At 63.3% G+C, this 7329-nt stretch carries 7 protein-coding genes; 6 read left to right on the top strand and 1 reads right to left on the bottom strand.

From position 1 onward, the window contains the following. The first annotated feature begins 131 nt into the window (after positions 1 to 131). Genes NP534_RS24625 through NP534_RS24605 form a run of 5 tightly spaced genes read left to right on the top strand, consistent with a single transcriptional unit; the run spans position 132 to position 4212 of the window. Entirely contained in the window at positions 132 to 938 is an 807-nt protein-coding gene (locus tag NP534_RS24625; protein WP_274100444.1) for an alkaline phosphatase family protein, read from the top strand. After that, entirely contained in the window at positions 935 to 1774 is an 840-nt protein-coding gene (locus NP534_RS24620; RefSeq protein WP_274100443.1) for an ABC transporter permease, read from the top strand. The genes NP534_RS24625 and NP534_RS24620 overlap by 4 nt, the downstream gene beginning before the upstream one ends. Then, on the top strand, positions 1764 to 2555 hold the full coding sequence (locus NP534_RS24615) for an ABC transporter permease (protein WP_274100442.1): 792 nt from the start codon (positions 1764 to 1766) through the stop codon (positions 2553 to 2555). Before NP534_RS24620 ends, NP534_RS24615 begins: the two co-directional genes overlap by 11 nt. A gap of 1 nt (position 2556) precedes the next feature. Further along, positions 2557 to 3546, top strand: a complete 990-nt coding sequence (locus NP534_RS24610; RefSeq protein ID WP_274100441.1) for an ABC transporter ATP-binding protein — start codon at positions 2557 to 2559, stop codon at positions 3544 to 3546. Positions 3547 to 3558: 12 nt separating this feature from the next. Further along, positions 3559 to 4212: an HAD family hydrolase gene (locus NP534_RS24605; protein WP_186654614.1), complete on the top strand. Its 654-nt coding sequence runs from the start codon at positions 3559 to 3561 to the stop codon at positions 4210 to 4212. A gap of 35 nt (positions 4213 to 4247) precedes the next feature. Here the strand turns inward: NP534_RS24605 and NP534_RS24600 are convergent, their stop codons facing one another. Continuing rightward, the gene (locus NP534_RS24600) at positions 4248 to 5210 is read right to left on the bottom strand and encodes an NAD(P)H-quinone oxidoreductase (protein ID WP_274100440.1); all 963 of its coding nucleotides are present in this window, start codon (positions 5208 to 5210) and stop codon (positions 4248 to 4250) included. Between the two features lie 139 nt (positions 5211 to 5349). Here NP534_RS24600 and NP534_RS24595 point away from each other — a divergent pair. Next, positions 5350 to 7329 (top strand): carboxy terminal-processing peptidase (locus NP534_RS24595; protein WP_274100439.1); only part of this gene is annotated, 1980 nt, incomplete at its 3' end.

Raw genomic sequence — 7329 nt, 5'->3', positions numbered from 1 at the left:
GCGCCTCCACCGGCCCTTTCGCGGGGCAAGCCCGCGCCCACAGAGTCACCACAACCTTGAGCCCTGTGGTGCACCTGTGGGAGCGGGCTTGCCCCGCGAAGTAGGCAACGCGGTTATTGACTGGAGCCACCATGCAACACAACGTCATCCTGGTCCTGCTCGACGGCCTCAACCACCAGGTCGCCCACCATGCCATGGGCCACCTGCATGCCTACGTCGAGGCCGATCGAGCCGCGCTGTACCGCGTTGAATGCGAGCTGCCGTCACTGTCGCGCCCGCTGTACGAGTGCATCCTCACCGGCGTATCGCCGATCGACAGCGGTATCGTGCACAACAACGTCAACCGCTTGTCCAACCAGCGCAGCGTGTTCCACTACGCCCGCGAAGCGGGGCTGGGCACGGCGGCGGCGGCCTATCACTGGATGAGCGAGCTGTACAACCGCTCGCCCTTCGACGCCCAGCGCGATCGCCACACCCATGCGCCCAAGCTGCCGATCCAGCATGGGCTGTTCTACTGGGACGACCGTTACCCCGATTCGCACTTGCTGGCCGATGCCGAATACCTGCGCCGCCGTCACGCACCGAATTTTCTACTGGTGCACCCGATGAGCATTGATGACGTCGGCCACCGCCATGGCCTGGACAGCAGCCAGTACCGCAACGCGGCGCGCAGTGCCGATATTCTCTTGGCCGACTACCTGCCGCGCTGGCTCGAAGAGGGTTACCAGGTGCTGGTCACCGCCGACCACGGCATGAACAACGACCGCTCGCACAACGGCCTGCTGGCCGAGGAACGCGAGGTCCCGCTGTTCGTCTTTGGCGAGGGTTTCAGCCTCGACCCTGCTGCCAAACCGCTGCAAACCGAGTTGTGTGGGACCCTCTGCGAACTGCTCGGCGTGGCCCACGACAAATCGGTGTGCCGGGAGCTGCTCAAGTGAATGCCAGCCATCGCGGCCGTTACCTTGCCCTGCTCTGCCTGCTGCCGTTCGCCGTGTTCTTCGTCATCTTCCAGATCGCCCCGCTGGCCTGGGTGGCAATCAACAGCGTGCAGTCGGAAGCGGGTTGGGGTGTAGAGAACTTCAGCAAGGTGTTCGCCTCGAAGTTCTACCTGCAGGCCCTGCAACGCAGCCTGGAGATCAGCTTCTGGTCGAGCCTGTTCGGCATCGTCATCGCTACCCTCGGCGCCTACTCGCTACGCCAGGTGGATTCACGCCTGCGCGACTTCGTCAGCGCCTTCGCCAACATGACCAGCAACTTCACCGGCGTGCCGCTGGCGTTTGCATTCATCATTCTGCTCGGTTTCAACGGCGCCCTGACCTTGCTGCTCAAGCAGATCGGCCTGCTGGAAGACTTCAGCATCTACTCCAAGACCGGGCTTATCCTGGTCTACACCTACTTCCAGATCCCCTTGGGCGTGCTGTTGCTGTACCCCGCTTTCGACGCCCTGCGTGAAGACTGGCGTGAGTCGGCCGCGCTGCTTGGCGCCAGCCACTGGCAGTACTGGCGGCATATCGGCCTGCCCGTGCTGACCCCGGCGCTGCTCGGCACCTTCGTCATCCTGCTGGCCAATGCCTTGGGTGCCTACGCCACCGTCTATGCGCTGACCACCGGCAACTTCAACGTGCTGACGATCCGCATCGCCGGCCTGGTGGCCGGTGACATCAGCCTCGACCCCAACCTGGCCAGCGCCCTGGCCATGGTGCTGGTGGCGCTGATGACGTTGGTCACGGTGGTTCATCAATGGCTGCTGAAAAGGAGCTACCATGCGCGCTGATGCCAATGCCAACCTCTACCACCGCATGGTGGTGTACCTGCTGTTTCTGGTCATGCTGCTGCCACTGGCCGGCACCCTGCTCTACTCCCTGGCGACCAGCTGGTCGGCCAGCCTGCTACCCAGCGGGCTGACCCTGAAGTGGTACGTGGCGTTGTGGAGCGAGCCGCGCTTCCTGGCCGCCTTCGGCCAGTCGCTGCTGGTGTGCGTGGGGGCGCTGATGCTGTCGGTGGTGCTGATCCTGCCGCTGTTGTTCGTGGTGCACTACCACTTCCCCAAACTCGACGCGCTGATGAACGTCCTCATCCTGCTGCCCTTCGCGGTGCCGCCGGTGGTGTCATCGGTGGGCCTGCTGCAGTTGTACGGCAGCGGGCCGATGGCCATGGTCGGCACGCCGTGGATCCTGATCGGTTGCTACTTCACCATCGCCCTGCCATTCATGTACCGGGCGATCACCAACAACCTGCAGGCGATCAACCTGCGCGACCTGATGGACGCCGCCCAACTGCTCGGGGCCAGCACCTGGCAGGCGGCGTTCCTGGTGGTGCTGCCGAACTTGCGCAAAGGCCTGATGGTGGCCCTGTTGCTGTCGTTCTCGTTTTTGTTCGGCGAGTTCGTGTTCGCCAACCTGCTGGTCGGCACCCGCTACGAGACCCTGCAGGTGTACCTGAACAACATGCGCAACAGCAGCGGCCACTTCAACAGCGCGCTGGTGATCTCGTACTTCGCCTTCGTGCTGGTACTCACCTGGGTCGCCAACCGCCTGAACAAGGACAAGACCTGACATGAGCTTCGTCAGCGTACAGCAACTGCACAAACGCTATGCCGGCACCCCGGTGTTCGAAAATATCGACTGCCAGATCGAACGCGGCGAATTCGTCACCCTGCTCGGCCCGTCCGGTTGCGGCAAGTCAACATTGCTGCGCTGCATCGCCGGGCTGACCCCGGTGGACAGCGGGCGCATTCTGCTCGATGGCCAGGACATCGTGCCCCTGAGCCCGCAAAAGCGCGGCATCGGCATGGTCTTCCAGAGCTACGCGCTGTTCCCCAACATGACCGTGGAGCAGAACGTCGCCTTTGGCCTGCGCATGCAAAAGGTCAAGGCCGACGAAAGCCTTGCCCGGGTGCGTGAGGTGCTGGATCTGGTGGAGCTGGGCAGCTTCGCCGGGCGCTACCCGCACCAGTTGTCCGGTGGCCAGTGCCAGCGCGTGGCCCTGGCCCGTTCGCTGGTGACCCGCCCGCGCCTGCTACTGCTCGACGAGCCGCTGTCAGCGCTGGATGCGCGCATCCGCAAGCACTTACGTGAACAGATCCGCGCCATCCAGCGTGAACTGGGGCTGACCACCATTTTCGTCACCCATGACCAGGAAGAAGCGCTGACCATGTCTGACCGCATTTTCCTGATGAACCAGGGCCGCATCGTTCAGAGCGGCGATGCCGAAACCCTGTATACCGCCCCCGTGGACCTGTTCGCCGCGGGCTTTATCGGCAACTACAACCTGCTCGACCCAGACAGCGCCAGCCGCCTGCTGCAACGCCCGGTGGCCAACCGCCTGGCCATCCGCCCGGAATCCATCACGTTGGGCCTGAATGGCGAGCTGGACGGTGAAGTGCACAGCCATAGCCTGCTGGGCAACGTCATCCGTTACCGGGTGCGGGTGCGCGACGTGGAACTGGTGGTCGACGTGCTCAACCGCTCGTCCGCCGACCTGCATGCGGACGGCCAGCGGGTATCCTTGTCGATCGACCCCACGGCGTTACGTGAAGTGGCCTAGGAGACTGCAACAATGGCACTGGCAATTTTCGATCTGGATGAAACCTTGATCCACGGTGACTGCGCCTCGCTGTGGAGCGAGCAGATGGCCCGCTTGGGCTGGGTCGACGGCAAGGCATTCCTGCGCCGCGATCATGAGCTGATGGAGGCCTATGGCAAGGGCCACCTGCAGATGGAGGACTACATGGCCTTCAGCCTGGAGCCCATTGCCGGGCGCACCCTGGAAGAGGTTGAACACCTGGTGCAGCCGTGGGTGGAAGACGTCATCGAACCGATCATTTTCGGCGACGCCTGCCGCTGCATTGCCGAGCATCGCAAGCGTGGCGACCGTGTCCTGATCATCTCCGCCTCGGGCACGCACCTGGTTGGGCCGATTGCGGCTCGGCTTGGGGTTGACGAGTACCTGGCGATCGAGTTGGAGGCGGTGAACGGGGTGTACACCGGCAAGACCCACGGCGTGCTCACCTACCGCGAGGGCAAGATCACCCGCTTGCTGGAATGGCTGGATCAGGAACAGGAGAACCTGGAGGGGGCGAGTTTCTATTCTGATTCGCGCAACGATTTGCCGCTGTTGTTGAAGGTGGACCACCCGCATGTGGTGAACCCGGATGCGGTGTTGCGCGAACATGCCCAGATCAATGGGTGGCCTATCTTGAGCTGGGCTTGAGGACCATGGGGGCTGCTTTGCAGCCCCCAGCAATCTCAAACCAGACTCGGATCGATCACCATCACCAGCTTGCCCGATACCTGGTTGCTCTCCAGCTCGGCATAGGCCGCCTGGGCAAATTCCACCGGGTAGGTGTCCACCAACTGCGGCGACAAACGCCCTTCGGTGAACAACGGCCACACCTGCTGCAGCAACTCGCGCAGCAACTCGGCCTTGAAGCCATCATCACGGTTACGCAGCGTCGACCCGGTGATCTCCAGGCGCTTGCCCAGCACCAGCGCCAGGTCGAGGTCGAACGTGCGCCCGCCCATCAGGCCGATGATCACCCAGCGCCCGTCACGCGCCAGCAACTTGAGGTTGAGCGGCCCGTAACTGGCGCCGACCGGGTCGAGAATCACGTCGAATGGCCCCAGACCTTCCAGCGCTTCGAGGTTCTCGTTACGTACCACACCGCCGGCAGCGCCCAGGGCCTGGCAATAGGCCAAGCGGTCCTTCGAGCCAACGCTGACATACACCGGGTTGCCAAACGCCTTGCACAGCTGGATAGCCGCCGAGCCAACGCCACTGGCACCGGCGTGCACCAGCACCTTCTCGCCCGCCTTGACGGCGCCCAACTGGAAGATGTTCAACCATGCCGTGGCGTACACCTCGGGCAGCGCCGCCGCTTCGTGCAGGCTCAGGCCTTCGGGCACCGGCAGCACATGGCGGGCATCCACCACCACTTCCTCGGCCATCGCGCCGCTGGCCAGCAGCGCACACACCCGGTCGCCTATGCGCCAGTCGGCGCCCGGGCCCACTTCCTCGATCACCCCGGCGCACTCCAGGCCCATGTACGGGCTGGCGCCAGGTGGTGGCGGGTACAGGCCCTTCATCTGCAACAGGTCGGCGCGGTTAAGCCCCGCAGCCGCCACGCGAATGCGTACTTGGCCGGCGTCAAGGGCCGGGCGTTCGGCCTCGACCCACTCCACATGTCCGTCAACGCCTTGCAATGCCTTCACAGTGCCTCCATAGTTGAATCATGACTGGGCCTGGGGACGCTTACCCCAGGCTTTTTGCAGTATTTGCCCGGCTCCATGGAACCGGCAACGGAAAAGACGGCCTACTATGCGTGATCAATTGCCTCCACGTCGAATCAGCATGAAGCATTTCCTACCTAGCACCGCCCTGGCCCTGATGATCGGCCTGGGCAGCCTCACGCTCGGCGGCAATGCGGCGGCCGCCAACAAGTGGGACAGCCTGCAGCCGGACCGTGACGAAATCGTCGCCAGCCTCAACGTGGTTGAGCTGCTCAAGCGCCATCACTACAGCAAGCCACCGCTCGATGACGCCCGCTCGGTGATCATCTACGACAGCTACATCAAGCTGCTGGACCCGGCGCGCAGCTACTTCACCGCAGCCGACATCGCCGAATTCGACAAGTGGAAGACGCAGTTCGACGACTTCCTCAAAAGCGGCAACCTCGACCCTGGCTTCACCATCTACAAACGCTACCTCGACCGCGTCAAGCAGCGCCTGGACTTTGCCCTGGCCGAGCTGAACAAGGGCGTCGACAAGATCGACTTCACCGCCAAGGAAACCTTGCTGATCGACCGCAAGGACGCCCCGTGGATGAAGAACCAGGCCGAGCTTGACGACCTGTGGCGCAAACGCGTGAAAGACGAAGTACTGCGCCAGAAGATCGCTGGCAAAGAGCCCAAGCAGATCCAGGAAACCCTGACCAAGCGCTACAAGAACCAGCTCGCGCGCCTGGACCAGACCCGTGCCGAAGACATCTTCCAGGCTTACATCAACACCTTCGCCCAGTCCTACGACCCGCACACCAATTACCTGTCGCCAGACAACGCGGAAAACTTCGACATCAACATGAGCCTGTCGCTCGAAGGCATCGGCGCGGTGCTGCAAAGCGACAACGACCAGGTCAAGATCGTGCGCCTGGTGCCGGCAGGCCCTGCGGCCAAGACCAAGCAGGTAGCCCCGGCCGACAAGATCATCGGCGTGGCCCAGGGCAACAAGGAAATGGTCGACGTGGTCGGCTGGCGCCTGGACGAAGTGGTCAAGCTGATCCGCGGCCCGAAAGGCTCGGTGGTACGCCTGGAGGTCATCCCGGCAAGCAATGCCCCGAGCGACCAGACCAGCAAGATCGTTTCGATCACCCGCGAGGCGGTCAAGCTTGAAGAGCAGGCGGCGAAAAAGTCGGTGCTCAAGCTCAAGCAGGATGGCCGTGACTACAAGCTGGGCATCATCGAGATCCCGGCCTTCTACCTGGACTTCAAGGCCTACCGTGCCGGAGATCCGGAGTACAAGAGCACCACGCGTGACGTGAAGAAACTGCTCACCGAACTGCAAAAAGAGAAAGTTGACGGCGTGGTCATCGACCTGCGCAACAACGGCGGCGGCTCCCTGCAGGAAGCCACCGAGCTGACCAGCCTGTTCATCGACAAGGGCCCGACGGTGCTGGTACGCAACAGCGACGGCCGCGTCGACGTGCTCGAGGACGAAAACCCGGGCGCCTTCTACAAAGGCCCGCTGGCACTGCTGGTCAACCGCCTCTCGGCTTCGGCCTCGGAGATCTTCGCCGGCGCCATGCAGGACTACCACCGCGCACTGATCATCGGTGGCCAGACCTTCGGCAAAGGCACCGTGCAGACCATTCAGCCGCTCAACCATGGTGAGCTGAAACTGACCTTGGCCAAGTTCTACCGGGTTTCCGGGCAGAGCACCCAGCACCAGGGCGTACTGCCGGACATCGACTACCCGTCGATCATCGACACCAAGGAAATCGGCGAGAGCGCCCTGCCCGAGGCCATGCCGTGGGACACCATCCGCCCGGTGGTCAAGCCTGCGGCCGACCCGTTCAAGCCGTACCTGGCCCAGCTCAAGGCGCAGCATGAAGCGCGCAGCGCCAAGGATGCCGAGTTCACTTACATCCGCGACCGCCTGGCCCTGGCCCAGAAGCTGATGAGCGAGAAAACCGTCAGCCTCAACGAACAGGACCGCCGTGCCCGCCACGATGAGATCGAGGGCAAGCAACTGGCCCTGGAGAACATCCGCCGCAAGGCCAAGGGCGAAGAGCCGCTCAAGGAGCTGAAGAAGGAAGACGAGGACGCGCTGCCGGCC

It is taken from the genome of Pseudomonas sp. 39004 (assembly GCF_028682155.1).
GTDB lineage: Bacteria > Pseudomonadota > Gammaproteobacteria > Pseudomonadales > Pseudomonadaceae > Aquipseudomonas > Aquipseudomonas capeferrum.
This window is presented reverse-complemented; position numbering and strand designations above follow the sequence as displayed.

Bases quoted from the DNA above. Each gene is read 5' to 3' on its own strand.
- NP534_RS24610 (WP_274100441.1), top strand. From the start codon at position 2,557: ATGAGCTTCGTCAGCGTACAGCAACTGCACAAACGCTATGCCGGCACC.
- NP534_RS24625 (WP_274100444.1), top strand. From the start codon at position 132: ATGCAACACAACGTCATCCTGGTCCTGCTCGACGGCCTCAACCACCAG.
- NP534_RS24615 (WP_274100442.1), top strand. From the start codon at position 1,764: ATGCGCGCTGATGCCAATGCCAACCTCTACCACCGCATGGTGGTGTAC.
- NP534_RS24605 (WP_186654614.1), top strand. From the start codon at position 3,559: ATGGCACTGGCAATTTTCGATCTGGATGAAACCTTGATCCACGGTGAC.